Raw genomic sequence first — 20,071 nt, forward strand, 5'->3', positions numbered from 1 at the left:
CCGTGCGGCCGTCGTTCAGCGGCTTTTTCTCCGCACAGGCACGTCGCTTGCGCCCTTTTCGCGCCCGCCATCCGGCGGACAGCCATCTTCCTTCCAACCGGCGCTGCGCCCCGCACGATCCTTCGCGCGGCGGTCCCGCATCGCAAGGCAGGTTTCCTGAACGAGAGGACGACATGAAATCAATACGAACGATAGTGGCCCTGTGCTCGGTCATTTCCGTACTCGCAGCGTGCGGCGGCGGCGACGACGCCGGGACCGAACTCGGCATCTCGAAGCCGCAGGCGCGCTTCATCAACGCGGTGCCGGCCGGCCCTAACCTCGACTACTACCTGAATGCGAAGATCGACCAGTCGGGCGTCGCGTACAAGGGCGTGACGCGCTATCACGACGTCGATTCGGGCACGCAGACCGCGAGCTACGACGTGTCGGGCACGACCGCGACCATCGCCTCCCAATCGTTCAGCGCCGCGAACGGGCACCACTACACGACCATCGCGCTGCCGAGCACGACGTCGCTGATCTCGGTGATCGACGATCCGTACGACAAGGGCCTGCTGTCGGACAAGGCGCGCGTGCGCAGCTTCAACGCGTCGCCGAATGCGCAGAACGTGGACGTGTACGTCGTGCCGCCGGGCACCGACATCACCACGCAAAGCCCGACGATGGCGGGTGCGGCCTACCAGAACGCCGTGCCGGCGACGACGCAGGATTCGGTCTACCTGAACGGCGGCACCTACCAGATAATCGTCACGACGGCCGGCAGCAAGTCGCCGATCCTCAAGACCGCGCCGGTCAACATCGGCAACAACGCCGACTGGCTGCTGCTGACGATTCCGTCCGGCGGCATCGGCGACGTGACGCCGAACGACATTCACGTGCTCGTCGCGCAGGGCAACAACGCCGATACGTCCGCGCAGGAGCTGGGGCCGCAGTAACGCAGCAAGGGTCCGAAAACACACGCGGCGGCCGGTGCGATCGCATCGGCCGCCGCGTGTCGTATACCGGCATCGAGCGTCGGTATCGGTGCCCGCTATCAGGCGTCGATCCGTTCGAGGCAGATCACGTGCTCGGCGCGCGTGCGCTCGCCATGCTCGACCTCGACGTCGCCGACATGGCGCACGCGCCAGCCCGGCCGCGTCGCGATCTGCGGCAGGTTGCCGGACGGCCGGCTCTCGATGCCGCCGAGCCCTTCGTCGGGCGTATCGACCGCTTCGTCGAGCGACGCGTTCGAATAGATCACGTTGTCCTGCAGTTCCGACGCGCCGGTACGCGCCTCCATGCCCTTGCCGTCGACGTCGACCGTGTTGTCGGTCATCGCCATGTTCGCGTTGTCGAGCGTGACGATCCGGCCGACCGCCCGGCGTACCGGGTCGCCGCTGTCGACCGCGTGCGCGTCGACGTCGATCGCCGGCAGGCCGGTCGGCATTTTCCCGGCGACCGCCTCCGGCGTCAGCGGACGCTGCGCCACCTGCGCGGCCTGGGTCGCCGCATCGGGCATGTCGCCGGCCGCCGGTGTCTTCACCGGGCTCTTCTGGATCTGTTCCCGCTGCTTTTCCGGGGTAGGGTTCGATTCCGCGTTCTGCATCGCACCTCCTTGCCCGGCCCGCGGACATCGGCATCACGCCATCGCCGCCGGGCCGGAATTCGCTACAACGGTCCTTGCAAATCTTTCATGCCCACGGACGCGCGCACGCCGTCCGGCGCGCGTCCCAGCCGGCACGGCACCTCCGCGGCGGACGGCGCGCTCACGCACCGCCCGCTCCGACGACTCGCGTGCGTCAGCCGCCGCTCGCGCCGCTCGGCGCGGAAGCCGCGCCCGGCAGGCTCGCGCCGGCATCGCCGCTGCCGCCGGCCGCGCCGCTGCTCGGCATGCCCGACGGTGCGGTCGAAGGCGCGGCCGACATGCCGCTCGCTGCGCTCGAATCCGAACTGGCCGCGCCGTTGTCGTCCTTCTTCTTGCAACCCGCGCCTGCCGCCAGGCCCGCGATCAGGATGCCGGCGAAGACGGCTCGCGATACGTGACGAATGGAATATCGCTGCATGACACCTCCGCTGATGTCGATGTGGATGGAACCCGCTGACTCGCAATATGCGTGCCGCCCCCCGCGCCGCGGCCGCCCGCCACTGCATTCGTTTTTCGAATGACACCCAGCCGAATATTTAATTTCCCATCGCGGTAGCCGCCGCTCATACTCGCGAACCAATCCGAGACATAACGTCCACCGGGTCCGGCCCGCGCCGCGTACGACATGCGGCCGGTTTCGCGCCCCGCATATGGAAGGAGACAACGGCGTGCAACGGGAAGCCATCCACCGCGCCGCGAGCGACGCCGCGGGCGCGCTCGACGTGCTCGATGCGCGGATGATGCGCATCCTGCTCGTGCTGCTGACCGAGCGTACCGTGTCGCGTGCGGCCGTACGCCTGAACATGTCGCAGCCGGCGACGAGCGCGGCGCTCAAGCGCCTGCGCACGCTGCTCGGCGATCCGCTACTGGTGCGCAGCCGCTACGGGATGGTGCCGACCGAGTTCGGCGCGCGACTGATCGAGCCGCTGCGCAACGCACTGCGCGTGATCGACTTCATCCGCGTCCAGCAGCCGACGTTCGACGCGCGCACGTCGGTGCGCACCTACCGGATCGGCTGCCCCGACTACCTGAACGTGCTGTTCGTGCCGAAGCTGGTCGCACTGTTCCGCGAGCGCGCGCCGAACGCGCAACTGGTGTTTCATCCGCTCGGCGACGGGTTCGACGACGAGCGCGCGCTGGCCGACGGCGAACTCGACGTCGTGATCGACAACCGGCCCGCTCGCCGGTCGCGCTTCCGGCAGGACGACCTGTTCGACGACCGCGTCGTGTGCCTGATGCGCGCGACGCATCCGCTCGCGCGGCACGGCGCGATGACGGCCGCCGGGTTCGCGGCGGCGCCGCAGCTGTGCCCGACGCCGTCGTGGCTCGAAGCGCGCGGCGCGATCGACCGGCAGCTCGATCGCGTCGGCCTGCAGCGGCGCATCGTCGTCACGCTGCCGCACTTCGAACTCGCCGCGCACGCGCTGGTGCGCAGCGACCTGATCCTCACCACCACGTACCGCCTCGCGCGGCACTACGCGAAGCTGCTGCCGCTCGCCGCGGTCGCGCTGCCGGCCGAGCCGCCGGACATCGCGTACCGGATGACGTGGAACGAATCGGGGACGTGCGCGGAAGGCGGTCGATGGCTGCGCGGACTGATCGCGGAAGCGACGCACGCATGGCTCGATGCCGACGCGATGCTGCCGGCCGTTGCAGCGATCGCCGCTGTTGCCGCGGTTGCCGCTTCCGAAGCCGATGCGGACGCTCCGGAAACCACGCCGGACATCGCCGATCCGCGCGAACTCGCCCGGCCCACGCGCGACAGGCCGGCCTCGCATTGTCATGCGTGGCCTCCGGCGCGCGTCGCGCAGGCGGCCCGCATTCATCGCATTCCGACGAAGTCGCACTGACCGGCCCAACGTCGACAGCGGGATCGCGCACGACGTCACGCGCCTCGGCGCATCGGTTGCGCAAGCAACTTGCCGGCAACGACGGCTGAACCGAGCGCCAGCACGCCGCTCACCGTCAACGCATTGGCGAATCCGCTCGCGAACGCGACGGGCGCGGCCCGCGCGAGCGCGCCGGCAGCCGACGACGGCACGCGGCCGAGCGCCTGCGCGAGGTCGCCGGCCAGCAGGCTCGACATGAACGACGCATCGGCAAACGCGCGCAGGCCGGGCGTCGCGGACAGCAGGCCGTCGAGCCGCGCATGCGTACTCGCCGCCAGCACCGCGCCGAGCACGCCGACGGCCGTCACGATCGCCGAGAAGCGCGTCGTCGTGCTGATGCCCGACGCCATGCCCGTGCGATCCGGCGGCACGCACGCCATGATCGCCTTCTGCGTGTCGCCGTTCATGATGCCCGCGCCGCACCCCGTCGCGAACATACCGAGCGCGACGAGCCGATAGTCGCCACTGGCCGTCAGCGCCGCGGTCGCGAGATTGCCCGCGCCGATCAGCGCGAGGCCGCCCGCCAGCACGCCGCCGGACGACACGCGCGCGGCGAGCGCGGCACCGAGCGACGGGCCGACGATCATCGCGAACGCGAACGGCAGCATCCCGAGCCCGGCATCGATCGCCGACATCCCGAACGCGTTTTGCAGGTACAGCGGCAGGAACGTCATCATCACCTGCGCGCACGCCGCATAACCGAACATCGCGAGCACCGCGCCGACGAAGCGCGGCTGGCGAAACAGCGCGAGATCGATCATCGGCCGCGCCTGCCAGCGCTCCGCGCCGACGAATGCCGCCAGCAGCGCCGCCGCGAGCATGAGCCGGCCAAGCGTCGCGGCCGACAGCCAGCCGTGCGACGGCGCGCCGATCAGCGCCGCGATCGCACAGGCGAGCGCCGCCCCGAACAGCAGGCTGCCGGCCGCGTCCACGCGTTTCGCATGCGGATCGTTCGATTCGTCGATCGCGACGCGCGCGCCGGCCGCCAGCAGCAGGCAGACGGGCAGGTTCAGCAGGAACACCCAGCGCCATCCGATCCATTGCGTGATCGCCCCGCCGACGAGCGGCGCGATCGCCGTCGCGATCCCCATGCACATGCCCCAGACCGCCCATGCGCGCGCCCGCTCGCGCCCGTCCGGGAAGCGGTTCGCGATCACCGCGAGCGCCGCGGTCAGCAGCAGCGCGGCGCCGCCGCCCTTCGCCGCGCGCGCGGCGATCAGCCAGCCGGCCGACGGCGCGATGCCGCAGCCGAGCGACGCGACAAAGAAGAGCGCGAGCCCCGCGAGGAGCATCCGCTTGCGCCCGAAGCGGTCGGCGAGGCCGCCGGCCGGCAGCAGGCACGCGGCGAATGCGGTCATGTACGCGCTCACGACCCATTCGATATCGGCGAAGCTCGCGTGAAAGCCGCGCGCGATGCTCGGCAGCGAGACGGCCACCACGTTCGTGTCGAGCACGATCAGCGCGCAGGTCGCAGACGCGACGGCGAGCGTCGCGGCGGCAGGCAGGCGGCCGCCCGTGCGCGGGGCGGCCGCCGCGCTCGCGCGCGACGCCGGTGAAGACTGGGACATCGGCCACTCCGGAACAGGATGAACGAGCCGTATGCTAGGCTTGGCCGCTATTGCCTGTCATTGACACTTCAATGCAGTTTAATTGACGAAAATTGCAACCATGAGCCAGCTCGAATTCCGTCACGTGCGCGCGTTCCTGAGCGTCGCGCAACACCTGCATTTCGCGCGCGCGGCCGATGCGCTCGACATGGCGCCGCCCGCGCTCACGCGGCAGATCCAGGAAGCCGAGCGCGTGCTGGGCGTGCGGCTGTTTCACCGGTCGCGCCGCGCGGTCACGCTGAGCGCGGCCGGCGAGGCCTATCTCGCGGAAGCGCGCGCCGCGTTCGACCATCTGCAGCGCGGTCGCGAGCTCGCCGCGCTGGCCGAACGCGGCGAGCTCGGCCGGATCGAGATCGGCTATGTGTCGTCGGCCGTCTATTCGGGCACGCTGCAGCGCACGGTCGGCGCGTTCCGCACCACGCACCCGCGCATCGAGCTGAACCTGCGCGAAGTGCCGATGGACGACGTCGCGAACCAGCTCGACGCGGGCCGCCTCGACCTCGCGTACGTGCGCCCGCCATTGCCGCTGCCCGGCGGCCTGCGGATCGTCACGCTGCAGCGCGACGTGTTCGTCGCGGCCGTGCCGGCCGATTCGCGCCATGCGGCGATGGCGGCCGTGCGCGCGGCCGACCTCGCCGACGCGCGCTTCGCGGTACCCGAACAGGAGCTCGGCACGCTCGAAGTCGCGCGCCGCGGCCGCTTCGCGCCGGTCGTGGCGGCGCGGCCGGGCGGCCTGCTGGCGGTGCTCGCGTGCGTGTCGGTGAACGGTTGCGTCGCGGTGATTCCGGATGCGCTCGCCGCTTGCGTGTCGCTGCCGGGCGTCGTGTACCGGCCGATCGCCGGCAAGCCGATCATGTCGGCGCTCGCGCTTGCGCACCGGCGCTTCGACAAGGCGCCGGCGGTGCGGGCATTCCTGCGCACGGTCGCGCCGGCCGCGTAAAGCGCTCGCGTGCTCGGCGACCAGGCCGGCGGCCCGCGGGCGCTGGCCGAAGCCGCACGCGTGCTCGACGGCACGCCGTACCGGTTCCGCTGGGCCAACTTCCAGGGCGCGGCGCCGCTGTTCGAAGCGCAGCGCGCGAGAGCGATCGAATGTCCATGCGAGCGCCGTAGACACGTTCGCGAGCCCCGCCCCGACGCCGCCCCCGCCCGGCGTCATGACGCAGCGCCATGCGCTCACGGCGGCGGGCGTCCTTCCGGCCCCCTGCACGTTCCGCCGAATGGGTGCATCGTATCGGTTGGCCAACGCCGGCACCGGTGCGCGGGAATCCGCCGGCGCACACCTGCCGGCACCGCGCACCCGCGGGTGCGCCCCGTTCCTGGAGGACCCCGATGTCGATCAACCCCGATACGCCCTCTCGTCCCGTGAAATCGCCGGGCCCCGATCACCCGATCCTGATCGAACCGCATTCGTCGCGCGTGGTCGTGAAGGTCGCCGGCAAGGTCGTCGCCGATACGCGCCACGCGCTGGTGCTGCGCGAGGCCAGTTATCCGGCGGTGCTGTACATTCCGCGCGAGGATGCCGACATGTCGCTGCTCGAACGCACCGACCACGCGACCTACTGCCCGTACAAGGGCGATTGCGCGTACTACTCGATTCCGGCCGGGGGCGAACGTTCGACCAACGCGGTGTGGACGTACGAGCATCCGAATCCGGCCGTCGAATCGATTCGCGGGCACCTCGCGTTCTATCCGGACCGCGTCGATTCAATCGAGGAAAGCCTGCTCGTCACCGAGTGAGCGCGGCGGCGCGATCGGCGTCGCCACGGCCGGCGAAACCCGCCGATCTTCGCGCAGGCCGTCGGCGTCGAGTTGTCTACGTCGGCGACGAGCCGCCCGCGCCGCAGGGCGAGGCGATCGTCGTGCTGCCCGATTCGCCGATCCGTACCGTCGCGCAACCGCGCGGCAAGAAGGTCGCGTTCAACAAGGGCTCGAGCGTCCACTACCTGCTGGCGAAGGCGCTCGAGCATGCAGGCCTCACGTATGCCGACATCCAGCCGATCTACCTGACGCCGGCCGACGGACGCGCCGCGCCGATGCGCCGCCATTCGTCGTAGTCGGTGACGAGGCCCACATCGTCGATTCCGATATCGGCCGCATACGTGCCGCTCTCGTAGCGGTACACGTGCGGCGCCGTGCGCGTATAGCGCTGCTCGCCGTGCACGATGTCGATATCCGGAAAACGCAACCACGCGGTGCGAATCTCGGCCGACTCGCCGACGGCGAGCGCCAGCCGGCGGATCGGCAGCGTATTGGTCGACGGACTGAAGCCGAGATCGATATCGGTCGCGCCCGCGAGCGCCTGCGCCTCGACGCCGTCGATCGTCCACTGCCCTGCGTCGCACGCGATGTCCCATTGCCGGGGCGGCGCCGTGCCGGTCCAATGCGTCACGCGCGCCGAGCGCGTGAGCCAGTCGGCGCCGCATGCGATCGCGTAGTCGATACGAAACGGCGTGCCGTCGATCGCGCCCGCCACCGCACCCGTTAGCGCGATACCCGTGCGCGACTCGTCGAGCCGGCACCATTCCGCCGCCTGCCACGTCTGCACGTTCTGCCACGCGACACAATGCGTCCGTCGCGCTTCATTCCGTTGCGTCATGTCGTGTCTCCTGTCGGTCGCCCGGAAGAAGGCCGATTTTCGCTCACGGCGCGGACGAACGCACGCGGCTTCGGCAGCCCCGTGAGCGCACCGGCCGATACTCAGTATCGGCTTCATGCACACCATCGCGTCGACGCCGCTTTGGTACCATCCATCGATCGGTAAAAATCGAACCGGAAGACACGAGGCGCGACTTCATGGATTTGTTGGCGACGATGCGCATCTACGTGAGAGTCGTGGAGCGCGGCACGATGTCCGGCGCGGCGCGGGATCTCGACATGGGCCAGCCGGCCGTCAGCGAGCGCATCGAGAAACTCGAAAAGCATCTCGGCACGCGGCTGCTGATGCGCAGTGCGCGCACGCTCGCGTGCACGGAGGAAGGCCGCCTCTTCTACGAACGCAGCAAGGCGCTGCTCGAAGCGGCCGAACTGGCCGTGGCGTCGGTGTCGAAGACGGAGAATGCGCTCGACGGCACGATCCGGCTCGCGGCGCCCCAGTGTTTCGGCGAGGTCGTGCTGCCGGCCGTGCTGATGCAGATCCGCACCGCGTATCCGAAGCTGCACATCGACCTGGTGCTGAACGACGAGATCGTCGATCCGGTCACCGAGGGCGTCGACATTTCGATCCGGATCGGCCCGCTCCGCGACGGCGGCTTCGTCGCCTACGCGCTCGGCGCAATCGGCCGCGTGCTCGTCGCAGCACCGTCGTATCTCGAGCGGCACGGCCCGCTCGACACGAAGGCCGATCTCGCGAACCATCCGTTCATCCGCGTGAAAGGCATGTTCGCGAACGAACAGGTGCCGCTGCAGCGCGACGGCGGTGCAGTCGAACACGCGCGCATCCGCACGGTCATGACCGCGAGCCACTGGCGCCCGATGTTCGACACGATCGCGGCGGGCGGCGGCATCGGCGTGGTCCAGCATCCGGCTTGCGCGGACGCGCTCGCGCACGGCCGGCTCGTCCGCCTGCTGCCGCACTACGACGTGCCCGACTTCGCGCTCAACGTGCTGGTGCACGCGCAGCGGCCGCTGCCGCCGCGCGTGCGCGCCGTCGTCGATCTGCTGAAACGCGCCCTGCCGCCGCTGCTGACGTAACGCCAGCGCTGGCCGTCACGCCTGCAGCGACTTCCCCGGCTCCTTCACGTGCGCGTCGACTTCCATCTGGTAGAAGCGCGCGCTGACGAAGCCGAACAGCGTCCAGCCGAGGAACACGCACAGGCCGCCGAGCATCAGCGCCTGCTCGCCCGAGCTGTAGAGCGCGTAAAAGCTGTACGCGGTCGCGACCATCGCGACCGCGTTCGTCAGCAGCGCCTTGCCCGGCGGCACTTTCGCGACCTTCTGGATCGTGATCAGTGCGGCCATCGACATCACGTAAGGCACGAGGTTCGTGACGACCGCGAGATCGACGATCTTCTGGAACTGGCTGCTCAGCTCCGGGCTGATCGTCATCAGCGCCAGCGCGACCTGCGCGATCAGCAGGATCACCATGCCGACGATCGGCGTGCCCGTGCGCGTCGCGCGGGCGAACACCGGCAGGAAGTAGCCGACGTCCGCCGAACTCTTGAACACCTGCGCCACCGTGAACTGCCAGCCGAGCAGCGAGCCGATGCACGCGATCACCATCAGCGCGGTGACGATCGTGCCGACGGTCGGCGTGAACATCGTCGCGAACGCGAGGCCGAACGGCGCGTTCGACGCCGCGAGGATCGCGTTGGGCACGATCCCGGCGATCACGTTGGTCGATACGATGTAGAAGATCGCCGACGCGATCGTGCCGCCGAGCACGGCGATCGGCACGTTGCGCTCCGGATTCTCGACGGCGTCCGCGTTCGCGCACGCCGATTCGAGCCCGAGGAACGCCCACAGCGTCACCGCGATCGAGCCGCCGACGGCCGGCCCGAACGGCATGTGGTGCGGATTCCACGCGGCGCCCCAGGTCGCGCCGCTGAACCAGAACCAGCCGACCAGCGACACGACGACGACCGGAATGATCACGCCCCACACCGTGACCGCGCCGATCCGGCCGGTGATGCGCGAGCCGCCGAAGTTCGCGACCGTCGTCAGCACGAGCAGGAAGATCGTCCACAGCCCCGTCTGCAGCGGCGACAACGTCGCGTCGAACAGCACGGTGCCGTAGCCGACCGCCGTGACGCCGATCGCGACGTTCGCGATCACGAGCGACAGCCCGTACGTGTAGTTGGCCATGTAGTTGCCGGCCTTGCCGAACGCGTATTCCGCGTAGCCGCCCATCCCGCCCGGTTTGCGGCTCAGCATTCCGCAGCGCGCGAACGCATAGGCCAGCGCGAGCGAGCCGCCGGCCGTGACGATCCACGACAGCAGCGAGATCGTGCCGACCTGCGCGAGCTTCGCCGGCAGCAGGATGATGCCGGAGCCCATCATGTTGACCGCGGTGAGAATGGTGAGCTGCCAGACGTTCATCCGGTGCTTCTGCGCGGCCGCCGGGGCCGCATCGGCCAGATGCGCTGCGTTGTCCATGGTGTTCGATCCTTCGATGTGAGGCCGCCGCGCGGCCGGTCGCTCGTTCGCCCGGTCAGGCTTCGGCGCTTCGGAGCTTCAGGCCGTCAGGCAGTACACGCGGTACGTGCCGTCCTCGACTTCCACGCCGTGCGTGTCGTGCGCGAAGCCCGGAAAACGCCGGTCGTACGCTTCGAGCGCCTTCAGGTAGCCGAGCACCGGGCCGCCGGCCGGCCCCGCGTTCTCGCCGGGCATCAGGAGCGGAATGCCCGGCGGATAAGGCACGACGCCGGTGGCCACCGTGCGCCCGGCCAGCTCGTCGAGCGTGACCTGCTCGACGCGGCCCTGCACGAGATGCTCGTACGCGCGCACCGGGCTCATCTCCGGCTTCGGCAGGATCGAGAACGCGTCGGACATCAGACGCGTCGTGCCGAGCTGCTCCATTGCCGCGAACATCGTGTCGGCCAGATCCTTCAGCCCCATGCCCGCATAGCGTGAACCGTGCTCCTTCGCGAGCGACGGAATCGCCATGTCGAGCGGCAGGTTCGCATCGTAGTCGCGCTTGAAATCGCACAGCGCGCTGACGAGCGAGCCCCACTTGCCCTTCGTGATGCCGATCGAGAACAGGAACAGGATCGTGAAATCGGTCGTCTTCTCGACGACGATCCCGCGCGCATCGAGATACGCGGTGACGACGCTCGCCGGGATGCCGACCGGCATCAGGCCGCCGGCCGGCGCCACGCCCGGCGTGACGATCGACACCTTGATCGGGTCGAGCATGCAGTAGCCGTCCTCGATGTTGCCGAAGCCGTGCCATTGCGCGCCGGGGCGCAGCACCCAGCACGCCGGGTCGGTCGCGAGCAGCCGGGCGGCGCTTCGTGGAACGGCAGCGTGCGGCCCGTGCGCGCCTCGAGCACGGTGTCGGGCTGCCAGCATTCGAAGAACCAGTCGCCTTTCGCGCCGAATTCGCCGTTCATCCGCGCGATCATCTGCCGGAACGCTACGGCCTCCTCGATCGATTCGCGCGTCAGCGCCGCGCCGCCGGGGCCGTCCATCATCGCGGCCGCGACGTCGTTCGACGCGATGATCGCGTAGTTCGGCGACGTCGACGCGTGCATCATGAACGTTTCGTTGAACTGGCCATGCGGAATCGGGCTGCGGCCGTCGCGCACATGGATGTACGACGCCTGCGACAGCGCGGTCAGCAGCTTGTGCGTCGACTGCGTCGCGAATACCGTCGGCCGATCCTTGTGGTGGTCGCGCGGGTCGCCGTGCATCGCATGGCGGTCGCGGTAGATCGGATTGAAACGCGCGTAGCCGTACCACGCTTCGTCGAAGTGCAGCCGGTCGACGCTCGCGCCGAGCAGCTCCTCGACGCGCGTCACGTTGTAGCAGAGGCCGTCATACGTCGAGTTCGTCACGATCGCATGCTTCGGCTGGCGATCCGGCAGCCCCGCCGCGAGCGGGTTCGATGCGATCGCCTCGCGGATCGCCACTTGCGTGAGGCGCTCCGATGCGATCGGCCCGATGATTCCGTAGCGGTTGCGCGTCGGCACGAGGTAGGTCGGAATCGCGCCCGACATCGTCATCGCATGCTCGGCCGACTTGTGGCAGTTGCGGTCGCACAGCGCGATCTGGTCGCGGCTCACGCTCGCCATCAGGATGATGCGGTTCGACGTCGACGAGCCGTTCGTCACGTGATACGTGCGATGCGCGCCAAATACGCGCGCCGCATAGCGTTCGCTTTCGCCGATCGGGCCCGAGTGATCGAGCAGCGAACCGAGTTCGCCCACCGAGATCGACAGGTCGGAGCGGAACAGCGATTCGCCGAAGTACTCGAAGAACGCGCGGCCGACCGGCGATTTCAGGAAGCCGGTGCCGCCCGTGTGGCCGGGCGTATGCCACGAGTATTCGTAGACGCGCGAGAACTTCGCGAGCGCGCCGAACATCGGCGGCAGGACGGTCGAGCGATAGCGTTCGATCGCCGCGTGGATGCGCCCGCCGATGAAGTCGGCCGTATCCTCGAGCAGCCACACGAAATCGTCGACCTTGCCCATCACCGCGGCCGGCACCGTCGACGCGACGCTGCGGTCGGCGAGCAGGAAGATCGGCACGCTGCCGTTGCGATGCCGGATCGCATCGACCACCGCTTCGGACGGCCCGTGACCGTCCACGCCGAGATCCCAGTCGAGCAGCACGCACTGGATCGACGGATCGGAGCGGATCAACACGATGGCATCGTCGGCGGACGTCGCCGTCAACACGTCGATACCGCGTTGCGCGAGTTCCGCGCTCAGCGTGCGAACCGCGCGCCCGGCCGCGGTTTCCTGCGCGATCTCGTCGTCGATCAGTAGCGCACGCATGCCGAGGCGGCGCATGCCGCCAATGGAAGTATTCACGTTGTTGCCCTCGCTGTTGCGTTGCTTCGATTGGTATCGTTCGTCTCACGAGCACGCGGACGGCAGCTCACGGGCAGCGGCACGGGACGCTCGCCATTCCGGCTTGATTCGCCATCCAGTTCGGAGCCGACTATGCCATGAACGCCTTTCGATGAAAAGCCGACGATTCGGTGAAACCATCGGCGCCTTTCCAATAGGATTTCAACATTGGATCATTTTTATATGCGCCGCGGCACGACAATTCCCGATCGATTGATCAGGCTCATTCGTCAATGACATTGACGATTGCGATTGATTGAATTCGCGTGCCTTTATTGCTACGATCGGCGGCGCCGGGCACTATCCGATCACGGCCGTGCCGCGCGGCTCAACGCTTGCCGGCGCAGTCCGCATTCGGCGTTCGGCATTCGCGGGAGCGTTTCAATCGGCTGCAGCGCGTGTCGTATCGACATCACACGCCGGCGCGAATGCGGCTCCCGCTTCAGGTCATTTACCGGAGAGTTCGCGTGAGCCTGTTGAAAATCGCAGTCGAGCCGGCGCTGATCGGCGCCTTCCTCACCACGCACGAACAGGTCGACGTATTCCAGACCGATTTCACGAATATCGCGGCAATCGTCGTCGGTATCGATGCCGCGGAAAAGGTGCTGAAAACCGTCGAGCGAACCGGCTTCGCGATTCCGTTCTTCGTCGCGGTCGAACCCGACCAGGAAGTGCCGCCGTCGGTCCTGCCGAGCGCGAGCGGCGTGATCCCGCTCCGGCACGGCGGCCGCCATTACCACGGCCGGCAGATTTCCGCCGCCGCCGACATCTACAGCGAGAACCTGCTGCCGCCGTTCTTCAAGGTGATGCGCGACTACGTGCAGCGCGGCTATGTCGAATTCGACTGCCCGGGCCATCAGGGCGGCCAGTTCTTCTCGAATCATCCGCTCGGCCGGATGTTCTTCGATTTCTTCGGCGAGACGCTGTTTCGCTCGGATCTCTGCAACGCGGACGTCCGGCTCGGCGACCTGCTGATTCACGAAGGGCCCGCGCTGGAAGCGCAGCGCAACGCCGCGCGCATCTACAACGCGGATAAAACCTGGTTCGTGCTGAACGGCACGTCGACGTCGAACAAGGTCGTCACGAGCGCGCTGCTCGCGCCCGGCGATCTCGTGCTGTTCGACCGCAACAATCACAAGTCGGTGCACCTCGGCGCGCTCGTGCTGTCCGGCGCGCGGCCGGTCTACCTCGAGACCGCGCGCAACGCGTGGGGCCTCATCGGCGGCGTCGACAGCGCGGCGCTCGGCGAAGCGCGCATTCGCGACGCGATCCGCGACGTCGCGCCCGAGCGCGCCGACCTGCCGCGCCCGTTCCGGCTCGCGGTGATCCAGCTCGGCACCTACGACGGCACGATCTACAACGCGCGCGAAATCGTCGACCGGATCGGGCATCTGTGCGACTACATCCTGTTCGATTCGGCGTGGGTCGGCTACGAGCAGTTCATCCCGATGATGCAGGACTGCTCGCCGCTGATGCTGACGCTCGGGCCCGACGATCCCGGCATCTTCGTCACGCAATCGGTACACAAGCAGCAGGCCGGCTTCTCGCAAACGTCGCAGATCCACAAGAAGGACAGCCACATCGAAGGACAGAAGCGCTTCTGCGATCACCGGCGCTTCAACAACGCGTACATGATCCACGCGTCGACGAGCCCGTTCTACCCGATGTTCGCGGCGCTCGACGTCAACGCGCAGATGCATGCGGGCCCGGCCGGCAGGCGCCTGTGGCGCGACTGCGTCGCGCACGGCGTCGATGCGCGCAAGTTGCTGCTGAAAACCTGCCGCCAGATTCGCCCGTTCGTTCCGCAGCAGGTCGACGGCCGCCCGTGGGCCGACCATCCGACCGAGCAGATCGTCGACGACCTGCGCTTCTTCCGCTTCCACCCGGCCGACACGTGGCACGGCTTCGAAGGCTATGCGGACGACCAGTATTTCATCGATCCGTGCAAGCTGCTGCTGACGACGCCCGGCATCGATCGCGACACGCACGAATATGCGCCGTTCGGCGCGCCGGCGCCGATTCTGGCGCGCTACCTGCGCGAGCACGGCGTCGTGCCCGAGAAAGCCGACCTGTATACGATCCTGTTCCTGCTCACGCCGTCGGAGAGTGCCGGCAAGCTGCAGCATCTGGTCGCGCACCTCGCGCAGTTCGAGCGCCATCTCGACCAGGACACGCCGCTGCGCGAAGCGATTCCGTCGCTGTGCGAAGCGTATCCGGAGCTGTACGGCACGATGCGTCTGCGGCAGCTGTGCCAACGCATGCACGATTTCTACCGCAGCCACGACATGAAGCATCTTCAGAAACAGATGTTCCGGCGCGCGCAGTTCCCGAAGCAGGCGATGCTGCCGCAGGCCGCGAACACCGAGCTGATCCGCAACAACGTCGAACTCGTCACGCTCGATCGCATCGAAGGCCGGATCGCGACCGAAGGCGCGCTGCCCTATCCGCCCGGCATCTTCTGCGTGGTGCCCGGCGAAGCGTGGGGCGGCCCGGCGCTCGACTACTTCCGTGCGCTCGAAGCCGGGATCAACGCGCTGCCGGGCTTCGAGCCGGAAATCCAGGGCGTCTACCTGCAGGCGAAGCCGGACGGCACGAAGCAGGCGTCGGCGTACGTGGTGGCCACCGGCGCCGACGCGTCGCGGGCCTGATCGCGATCGGTGCCCGCGCCGCGTGTATCATCGCCTCCATCATGCTCATCCGACCGCTTCGTCCACTCCTGATCGCCCCGGCGCTCGCCGTCTCCATCGCCGCGCATGCGCAGCAGGTCGGCGTGGTTGCCGACGGCGTCTACTACACGCCGAATACGCATCTCGCGGCAGGCACGTCGCTGCAAGTGCTGCCCGATGACGACAAAGGCGTCGCGCACTGCTGCGCGACAGTCACCGGCCCCGCCGGCAAGCCCGGCAACCAGATTCTCGACAGCCTGCACGACGACCGCACGATCGCCGCGTACGCACTGTCGCTGCCGAAATCGGTGCCGGCGGACACGCGCGGCTTCGGCATCGTCGGCGCCGCGCATTTCGTGCGCCAGGGCGCGCACCCGGAAGCCGTGCTCGACGGCGGCTTGCAGCTCGCCTTCTCGACCTGCACGTCGGTGGAAGGCACGCATTACCTCGGGCGCAAGGTCGGCGCCAACAAGTTGCTCGTGCACCTGTATCAGTACTTCGACGGCGAACTCGAGCCGACCTGCAAGGATCGGGACCTGAAATGACGGCACCCGGCCGGCGGGCGGCATCGCGCCCGCCGCGTCACCACGCGTGCCTGTAGATCGCCAGCGCGTCGGCCTCGGTCACCTCGCGCGGATTGTTCACGAGCAGGCGCGTTTGCAGCATCGCGTCCGACGCCATCCGCGGCAGGTCGTCCTCGCCGATACCGACCTCGCGCAGCGTGCGCGGAATGCCCGTCGCGACGATCAGCCGGTCGATCTCGGCGATCAGCGCGTGCGTTTTCGCTTCGTCGCTGCCCGTGGCCGACGGCGCGACGATCGCCGCCAGTTCCGCATACAACGGCGCGGCGGCCGGCGCGTTGAAGCGCAGCACGTGCGGCAGCACGAGCGCGTTCGACAACCCGTGCGGCACGTGAAAGATCCCGCCCACCGGATAGGCCAGCGCGTGCACGGCCGCGACCGGCGCGTTCGCGAATGCCTGCCCCGCGAACATCGCGCCGACCAGCATCGCTTCGCGCGCGTGCCGGTTCTGCCCGTCGTCGCATGCGGCCAGCAGGTTGCGCGACAGCAGCGTCAACGCGTGCGTGGCCAGCATGTCGGAGACCGGATTCTTCAGCCGCGCGGACGTGTACGCCTCGATCGCATGCACCATCGCATCGATGCCGGTGGCGGCGGTCGCCGCGCGCGGCAGGCCGAGCGTGAGTTCCGCGTCGAGGATCGCGACGTCCGCGAACAGGTGCGGCGACACGACGCCCATCTTGCGCGCCTCGCCGACCGTGACGATCGATACGGCCGTAACCTCGGAGCCCGTGCCGGCCGTGGTCGGCATCTGCACGAGCGGCAGCCGCGCGCTCGCGACCTTGTCGACGCCGTACATGTCGGCCAGCGCCTGCGGGCCCGGCGCGAGCACCGCGATCAGTTTCGCGACGTCCATCGACGAGCCGCCGCCCAGACCAAGCACGATCTCGGCATCGGCCGCGACGGCCCGCGCGGTCGCTTCGAGCACCACGTGCTCGGGCGGATCGGCGATCACGTCGTCGATCACTGTGACCTGCCAGCCGTGCGCGGCGAGGCTCGCCAGCGCGGGCGCGAGCACGCCGCTGCGATGCAGGAACGCATCGGTGACGACGCACAGCCGCGCGAGCGCCGGAAAGCGTTCGCGCAACAGCGCGCCGAGCCGGCGCGCGACGCCGAATTCGACGATCTGCGTCGGAACGGTGCGGAATTGAAACGGGTTCATCGGGCGCCTCCCGGGGGCGTCGCCGTGCCGGTGTCCGGCTGCACCATGTAGCGGATCACCTCGCGACGCTCGAGCAACGGCATGATCGCGCCGACACCGATCCGCTGGAAATGCGGCGTTTCCCGATGTACGTCGAGGCCGTCGGCCTCGCTGTAACGCTCGAGGATCACGATGTGGTCGGGATTCTCCGGCGACCGGAAATACGCGTAGTCGAGGTTTTTCGGCTCGGTGCGCGTGGCCGGCGCGAGTTCGGCCAGCAGTTCGACCACGCGGTCGCCGTTGCCGGGTTTCGCGAAGAAATGCGCGATGACCTGCAGATAGGGTTCGTTCATGCGGCGCTCCTTGTTCGACACAAGCCCGTCGCGACGGGAGCGCCCCCGATCCGCCATGAACCGGATGGATTCAAACGCGATGAGGCGGCACCGTATCGCTGACGCGTCGTCGCATTGTATTGAATCGGCACGGCCTGCGCAGTGCCGCGACCTGGCCGCGAACAGCAGGCCGAATCGCGCCGCACGTTCACGGCGAGCCGGAACCGGGCCGCCCGCCCAGCGCCTGCGCCGCCGCCCCGGCTACCACGGCACCGTCCGCCCCAGATAGTCGAGATATTCGAGCCCGGGCCGCGCCCGCTTCGCCAGCAGCACGTCGACGAGGCTCGGCACGCTCTCCTCGATGGTCAGGCGCGCGTCGGGCCCGCCGAGTTCGGTGCGGACCCAGCCGGGCGCCATCAGCGCCAGCGCGCGGCGCGTGCCGGCCTGACGCGCCGCGAAGCTGCGCATGAACTGGTTCAGCGCGGCCTTGCTACCGCGATACACCTCCCGCATCCCGCTGACGTTGTTGGTCACGCTGCCCTGCCCCGACGACATCGCGCCGATCAGCCCGTCGTCGGTCACGAGATCCTGCAGCGTCTCGATCGCGCGCATCGGCGCCAGCGCATTCGTGATCATCACGCGCACGAATTCGTCGGTCGTCACTTCGCCGATCGTTTCGTTCGGATCGTTGGTCGTGCCCGCATTCACGAACAGCATGTCGAAGCGCCGGCCCGACAGGCGCTCGCGCAGCGCGGCCAGTTGCGCGGGCTCGCAGATGTCGAGCGTGCCGATCTCGAGCCGGCCGTCGAACTGGTCGGCCAGGTCGTGCAGCTTCGTGCGCCCCGATCCTTCGCGCACGGTGCCCGTCACGTGCCAGCCCTTGTCCAGGAATGCCTCCGCCATTGCCAGTCCGAGGCCGCGCGACGCGGCGACGAGCAGGATCGCGGGGGCGTTTCGTCGATTCGATTCAGTCGATTGCATGGTTTTCGCCTTTGCCGTGTTTCGTCATGCGCCTACTATAGGCGCGCGCCAAGACAGGCGCCAGACGCACCCGATGCAATCCATCGTTGCACCGAACGCCATGCCAAACCTCGTAGTGGCGTATCCTGTCCGCATGGAAGACATCGACCTGAACCTCGTCACCGCGCTCGACGTGCTGCTGTCGGAGAGCAGCGTGACCGGCGCCGCGCGCCGGCTGGGCCTGAGCACGTCCGCGATGAGCCGCACGCTCACGCGGCTGCGCGTCGCCACCGGCGATCAACTGCTCGTGCGCGCCGGGCGCAAGCTCGTGCCGACGCCGCACGCCGCCGCGTTGCGCGAGCGCGTGCATGCCGTCGCGCGCGACGCGTGCGCGGTGCTCCGGCCGGCCACCGCCGACGTCGACTTCGCCACGCTCACGGCCACGTTCACCATTCGCGCGGCCGCGTCGTTCATGGAAATGCTGTCGGGCCCCGTAGTCGCCGCCCTGGCCGACGTCGCGCCGCACGTGCGGATCCGCTTCGTCCCGAAGCTCGACCGCGATCCGCAAGCGCTGCGCGATGGCACCGTCGATCTGGAAATCGGCAAGCGCGGCGACGACGCGCCCGAGCTGCACACGCGCATGCTCTTTCACGACTGGCACGTCGCGGTGGCGCGCGCCGGGCATCCGCTGTTCGCGTCGGCGCGGATCACGCCCGCGCGCTATGCGGCCTGCCGCCACGTCATTTCCGCACAGTTGGGCGATTTCGACGGGGCCGCCGACGACCCGGCCGGCGAGGCCGGCCCGGGCCCCGCCGTGCACGTCGTCGTGCCGGGCTATCCGGACGCGATGCGTGTCGCGGCCAGCACCGACCTGATCGCGCTGGTGCCGCGCTCGAGCCTCGGCAACGCGTGCTCGCCGGGGCTCATCGAAGCGCTCGGGCTGCGCAGCTTCGAGGTGCCGGTCCGCCTGCCGGCGATCCTCGTGTCGGCGCTGTGGCATCCGCGCATGCACGGCGACCCCGTGCATCGCCGCCTGCGTGACACGGTCATCGCCGTGTGCCAGCGCGCGTATCCGGATGCCCGCCCGCCACGCACGACGGCGCGGGGCAATGGAGCACGCGCCGCCGGCTGACCGTGGTTGACCTCACGCCGCTCAGACCAGCCGGCCGCCGCCGTCGATGTGCAGGATTTCGCCATTCATGAAACGGTTGCCCAGCAGGAACGCGATCGCTTCCCCGACTTCGTCGGCGCGGCCGACACGGCCGCCCGGCAACGCCGCGGCGGCGCCCGCGAGGATCGCATCGCGCGCTTCCGGGCCAAACGCGTCGTACAGCGGCGTCTCGACGAAGCCCGGCGCGACGACATTGACGCGCACCGGCTTCAGTTCCAGCGCGAGCGACTGCGCCAGCGCCTCGACGCCGCGCACGGCGGCGGCGATGACGGCCGTGCCTTGCGCGCCCGGACGATCCGACAGCTGCCCGCCGGTCAACACGATCGAACCGGTCGCGGGTATCAGCGGCAATGCGGCGCGGATCGCGTACACCGGCCCGGCGATGCGCTCGTCCAGCGCGGCGAGCAGATGATCGGGATCGGTCTCGTTCAGTTTGCCGGCAATGAAGCGACCGGCCGTGACGACCAGGTGATCGACCCGCGTCAGCGTATCGAATACGGCCTGCACCGCGTGCCGGTCCGCGATATCGGCCACCGCGATGCCCGCGCCGCCGAATCCTCCCTGTCGCGGCCAGGCCGGGCGGCGCCGGCGGGCC

17 protein-coding genes and 3 pseudogenes are annotated in these 20,071 nt (G+C 69.0%); 10 read left to right on the top strand and 10 right to left on the bottom strand.

Features of this window, described 5'->3' with window-relative positions:
• The first annotated feature begins 173 nt into the window (after positions 1-173).
• A complete protein-coding gene (locus QZM72_RS23750; protein ID WP_089469493.1) occupies positions 174-935 on the top strand; it encodes a DUF4397 domain-containing protein in 762 nt (253 codons plus the stop codon).
• Positions 936-1,033: 98 nt separating this feature from the next.
• On the opposite strand, the gene QZM72_RS23755 is transcribed toward QZM72_RS23750, so the two are convergent.
• Entirely contained in the window at positions 1,034-1,585 is a 552-nt protein-coding gene (locus tag QZM72_RS23755) for a DUF3005 domain-containing protein (protein ID WP_301739393.1), read from the bottom strand.
• A gap of 193 nt (positions 1,586-1,778) precedes the next feature.
• Positions 1,779-2,042 (bottom strand): hypothetical protein, encoded by a 264-nt coding sequence (locus QZM72_RS23760; protein WP_179233503.1) that lies wholly within the window; start codon positions 2,040-2,042, stop codon positions 1,779-1,781.
• 250 nt (positions 2,043-2,292) lie between these two features.
• On the opposite strand from QZM72_RS23760, the gene QZM72_RS23765 reads away from it, so the two are divergent.
• On the top strand, positions 2,293-3,474 hold the full coding sequence (locus QZM72_RS23765; RefSeq protein ID WP_256979726.1) for a LysR family transcriptional regulator: 1,182 nt from the start codon (positions 2,293-2,295) through the stop codon (positions 3,472-3,474).
• A 35-nt stretch (positions 3,475-3,509) separates the two neighbouring features.
• On the opposite strand, the gene QZM72_RS23770 is transcribed toward QZM72_RS23765, so the two are convergent.
• Entirely contained in the window at positions 3,510-5,081 is a 1,572-nt protein-coding gene (locus tag QZM72_RS23770) for an MFS transporter (RefSeq protein ID WP_089469490.1), read from the bottom strand.
• Positions 5,082-5,181: 100 nt separating this feature from the next.
• Here QZM72_RS23770 and QZM72_RS23775 point away from each other — a divergent pair, with 100 nt between their 5' ends.
• The 4 genes and pseudogenes from QZM72_RS23775 to QZM72_RS23790 form a co-directional block, all read left to right on the top strand.
• Complete coding sequence (locus QZM72_RS23775; RefSeq protein ID WP_089469489.1) at positions 5,182-6,060, top strand: LysR family transcriptional regulator; 879 nt, start codon at positions 5,182-5,184, stop codon at positions 6,058-6,060.
• Positions 6,061-6,102: 42 nt separating this feature from the next.
• A pseudogene (locus QZM72_RS23780) lies at positions 6,103-6,207 on the top strand (ABC transporter substrate-binding protein); the annotation flags it as partial.
• A gap of 242 nt (positions 6,208-6,449) precedes the next feature.
• Positions 6,450-6,857, top strand: coding sequence for a DUF427 domain-containing protein (locus QZM72_RS23785; protein ID WP_069230921.1), 408 nt, complete (start codon positions 6,450-6,452; stop codon positions 6,855-6,857).
• Positions 6,858-6,864: 7 nt separating this feature from the next.
• A pseudogene (locus tag QZM72_RS23790) lies at positions 6,865-7,162 on the top strand (ABC transporter substrate-binding protein); the annotation flags it as partial.
• On the opposite strand, the gene QZM72_RS23795 reads toward QZM72_RS23790, so the two are convergent.
• On the bottom strand, positions 7,120-7,716 hold the full coding sequence (locus QZM72_RS23795) for a putative glycolipid-binding domain-containing protein (RefSeq protein ID WP_089469487.1): 597 nt from the start codon (positions 7,714-7,716) through the stop codon (positions 7,120-7,122). The pseudogene QZM72_RS23790 and the gene QZM72_RS23795 sit on opposite strands and share 43 nt — an antisense overlap.
• Before the next feature lie 197 nt (positions 7,717-7,913).
• Between QZM72_RS23795 and QZM72_RS23800 the strand changes: the two genes are divergently transcribed.
• The gene (locus QZM72_RS23800; protein ID WP_089469486.1) at positions 7,914-8,810 is read left to right on the top strand and encodes a LysR family transcriptional regulator; all 897 of its coding nucleotides are present in this window, start codon (positions 7,914-7,916) and stop codon (positions 8,808-8,810) included.
• A 15-nt stretch (positions 8,811-8,825) separates the two neighbouring features.
• Here QZM72_RS23800 and potE read toward each other — a convergent pair whose 3' ends face one another.
• Both potE and QZM72_RS23810 read right to left on the bottom strand, forming a co-directional pair.
• Entirely contained in the window at positions 8,826-10,211 is a 1,386-nt protein-coding gene (gene potE / locus QZM72_RS23805; RefSeq protein WP_089469485.1) for a putrescine-ornithine antiporter, read from the bottom strand.
• Between the two features lie 78 nt (positions 10,212-10,289).
• Positions 10,290-12,553: pseudogene (locus tag QZM72_RS23810) on the bottom strand (Orn/Lys/Arg decarboxylase N-terminal domain-containing protein).
• A 542-nt stretch (positions 12,554-13,095) separates the two neighbouring features.
• Between QZM72_RS23810 and QZM72_RS23815 the strand changes: the two are divergent.
• Both QZM72_RS23815 and QZM72_RS23820 read left to right on the top strand, forming a co-directional pair.
• The gene (locus QZM72_RS23815; protein ID WP_301739394.1) at positions 13,096-15,276 is read left to right on the top strand and encodes an ornithine decarboxylase; all 2,181 of its coding nucleotides are present in this window, start codon (positions 13,096-13,098) and stop codon (positions 15,274-15,276) included.
• A gap of 41 nt (positions 15,277-15,317) precedes the next feature.
• A complete protein-coding gene (locus QZM72_RS23820; protein ID WP_089469482.1) occupies positions 15,318-15,839 on the top strand; it encodes a hypothetical protein in 522 nt (173 codons plus the stop codon).
• A 37-nt stretch (positions 15,840-15,876) separates the two neighbouring features.
• On the opposite strand, the gene QZM72_RS23825 is transcribed toward QZM72_RS23820, so the two are convergent.
• From QZM72_RS23825 to QZM72_RS23835, 3 genes are all read right to left on the bottom strand, one after another.
• Positions 15,877-17,034, bottom strand: a complete 1,158-nt coding sequence (locus tag QZM72_RS23825) for an iron-containing alcohol dehydrogenase (RefSeq protein ID WP_089469481.1) — start codon at positions 17,032-17,034, stop codon at positions 15,877-15,879.
• Positions 17,031-17,366 carry a putative quinol monooxygenase gene (locus tag QZM72_RS23830; RefSeq protein ID WP_089470544.1) on the bottom strand — a complete coding sequence of 112 codons (336 nt, stop codon included), beginning with the start codon at positions 17,364-17,366 and terminating at the stop codon, positions 17,031-17,033. The genes QZM72_RS23825 and QZM72_RS23830 overlap by 4 nt, the downstream gene beginning before the upstream one ends.
• 240 nt (positions 17,367-17,606) lie before the next feature.
• The gene (locus QZM72_RS23835) at positions 17,607-18,326 is read right to left on the bottom strand and encodes an SDR family oxidoreductase (protein WP_089469480.1); all 720 of its coding nucleotides are present in this window, start codon (positions 18,324-18,326) and stop codon (positions 17,607-17,609) included.
• 133 nt (positions 18,327-18,459) lie between these two features.
• Here QZM72_RS23835 and QZM72_RS23840 point away from each other — a divergent pair, with 133 nt between their 5' ends.
• Positions 18,460-19,437 (top strand): LysR family transcriptional regulator, encoded by a 978-nt coding sequence (locus QZM72_RS23840; RefSeq protein ID WP_089469479.1) that lies wholly within the window; start codon positions 18,460-18,462, stop codon positions 19,435-19,437.
• A gap of 21 nt (positions 19,438-19,458) precedes the next feature.
• On the opposite strand, the gene QZM72_RS23845 is transcribed toward QZM72_RS23840, so the two are convergent.
• Complete coding sequence (locus QZM72_RS23845; protein ID WP_256979725.1) at positions 19,459-20,010, bottom strand: SDR family oxidoreductase; 552 nt, start codon at positions 20,008-20,010, stop codon at positions 19,459-19,461.
• Positions 20,011-20,071: the final 61 nt, after the last annotated feature.

This window comes from Burkholderia sp. AU45388, from assembly GCF_030481585.1.
Taxonomy (GTDB): domain Bacteria; phylum Pseudomonadota; class Gammaproteobacteria; order Burkholderiales; family Burkholderiaceae; genus Burkholderia; species Burkholderia sola.

Excerpts from the sequence above, each read along its gene's own strand:
- QZM72_RS23750 (WP_089469493.1), top strand. The coding sequence starts at position 174 with ATGAAATCAATACGAACGATAGTGGCCCTGTGCTCGGTCATTTCCGTA.
- QZM72_RS23755 (WP_301739393.1), bottom strand. The coding sequence starts at position 1,585 with ATGCAGAACGCGGAATCGAACCCTACCCCGGAAAAGCAGCGGGAACAG.
- QZM72_RS23760 (WP_179233503.1), bottom strand. The coding sequence starts at position 2,042 with ATGCAGCGATATTCCATTCGTCACGTATCGCGAGCCGTCTTCGCCGGC.
- QZM72_RS23770 (WP_089469490.1), bottom strand. The coding sequence starts at position 5,081 with ATGTCCCAGTCTTCACCGGCGTCGCGCGCGAGCGCGGCGGCCGCCCCG.
- QZM72_RS23775 (WP_089469489.1), top strand. The coding sequence starts at position 5,182 with ATGAGCCAGCTCGAATTCCGTCACGTGCGCGCGTTCCTGAGCGTCGCG.
- QZM72_RS23785 (WP_069230921.1), top strand. The coding sequence starts at position 6,450 with ATGTCGATCAACCCCGATACGCCCTCTCGTCCCGTGAAATCGCCGGGC.
- QZM72_RS23795 (WP_089469487.1), bottom strand. The coding sequence starts at position 7,716 with ATGACGCAACGGAATGAAGCGCGACGGACGCATTGTGTCGCGTGGCAG.
- QZM72_RS23800 (WP_089469486.1), top strand. The coding sequence starts at position 7,914 with ATGGATTTGTTGGCGACGATGCGCATCTACGTGAGAGTCGTGGAGCGC.
- potE (WP_089469485.1), bottom strand. The coding sequence starts at position 10,211 with ATGGACAACGCAGCGCATCTGGCCGATGCGGCCCCGGCGGCCGCGCAG.
- QZM72_RS23820 (WP_089469482.1), top strand. The coding sequence starts at position 15,318 with ATGCTCATCCGACCGCTTCGTCCACTCCTGATCGCCCCGGCGCTCGCC.
- QZM72_RS23825 (WP_089469481.1), bottom strand. The coding sequence starts at position 17,034 with ATGAACCCGTTTCAATTCCGCACCGTTCCGACGCAGATCGTCGAATTC.
- QZM72_RS23830 (WP_089470544.1), bottom strand. The coding sequence starts at position 17,366 with ATGAACGAACCCTATCTGCAGGTCATCGCGCATTTCTTCGCGAAACCC.
- QZM72_RS23835 (WP_089469480.1), bottom strand. The coding sequence starts at position 18,326 with ATGCAATCGACTGAATCGAATCGACGAAACGCCCCCGCGATCCTGCTC.
- QZM72_RS23840 (WP_089469479.1), top strand. The coding sequence starts at position 18,460 with ATGGAAGACATCGACCTGAACCTCGTCACCGCGCTCGACGTGCTGCTG.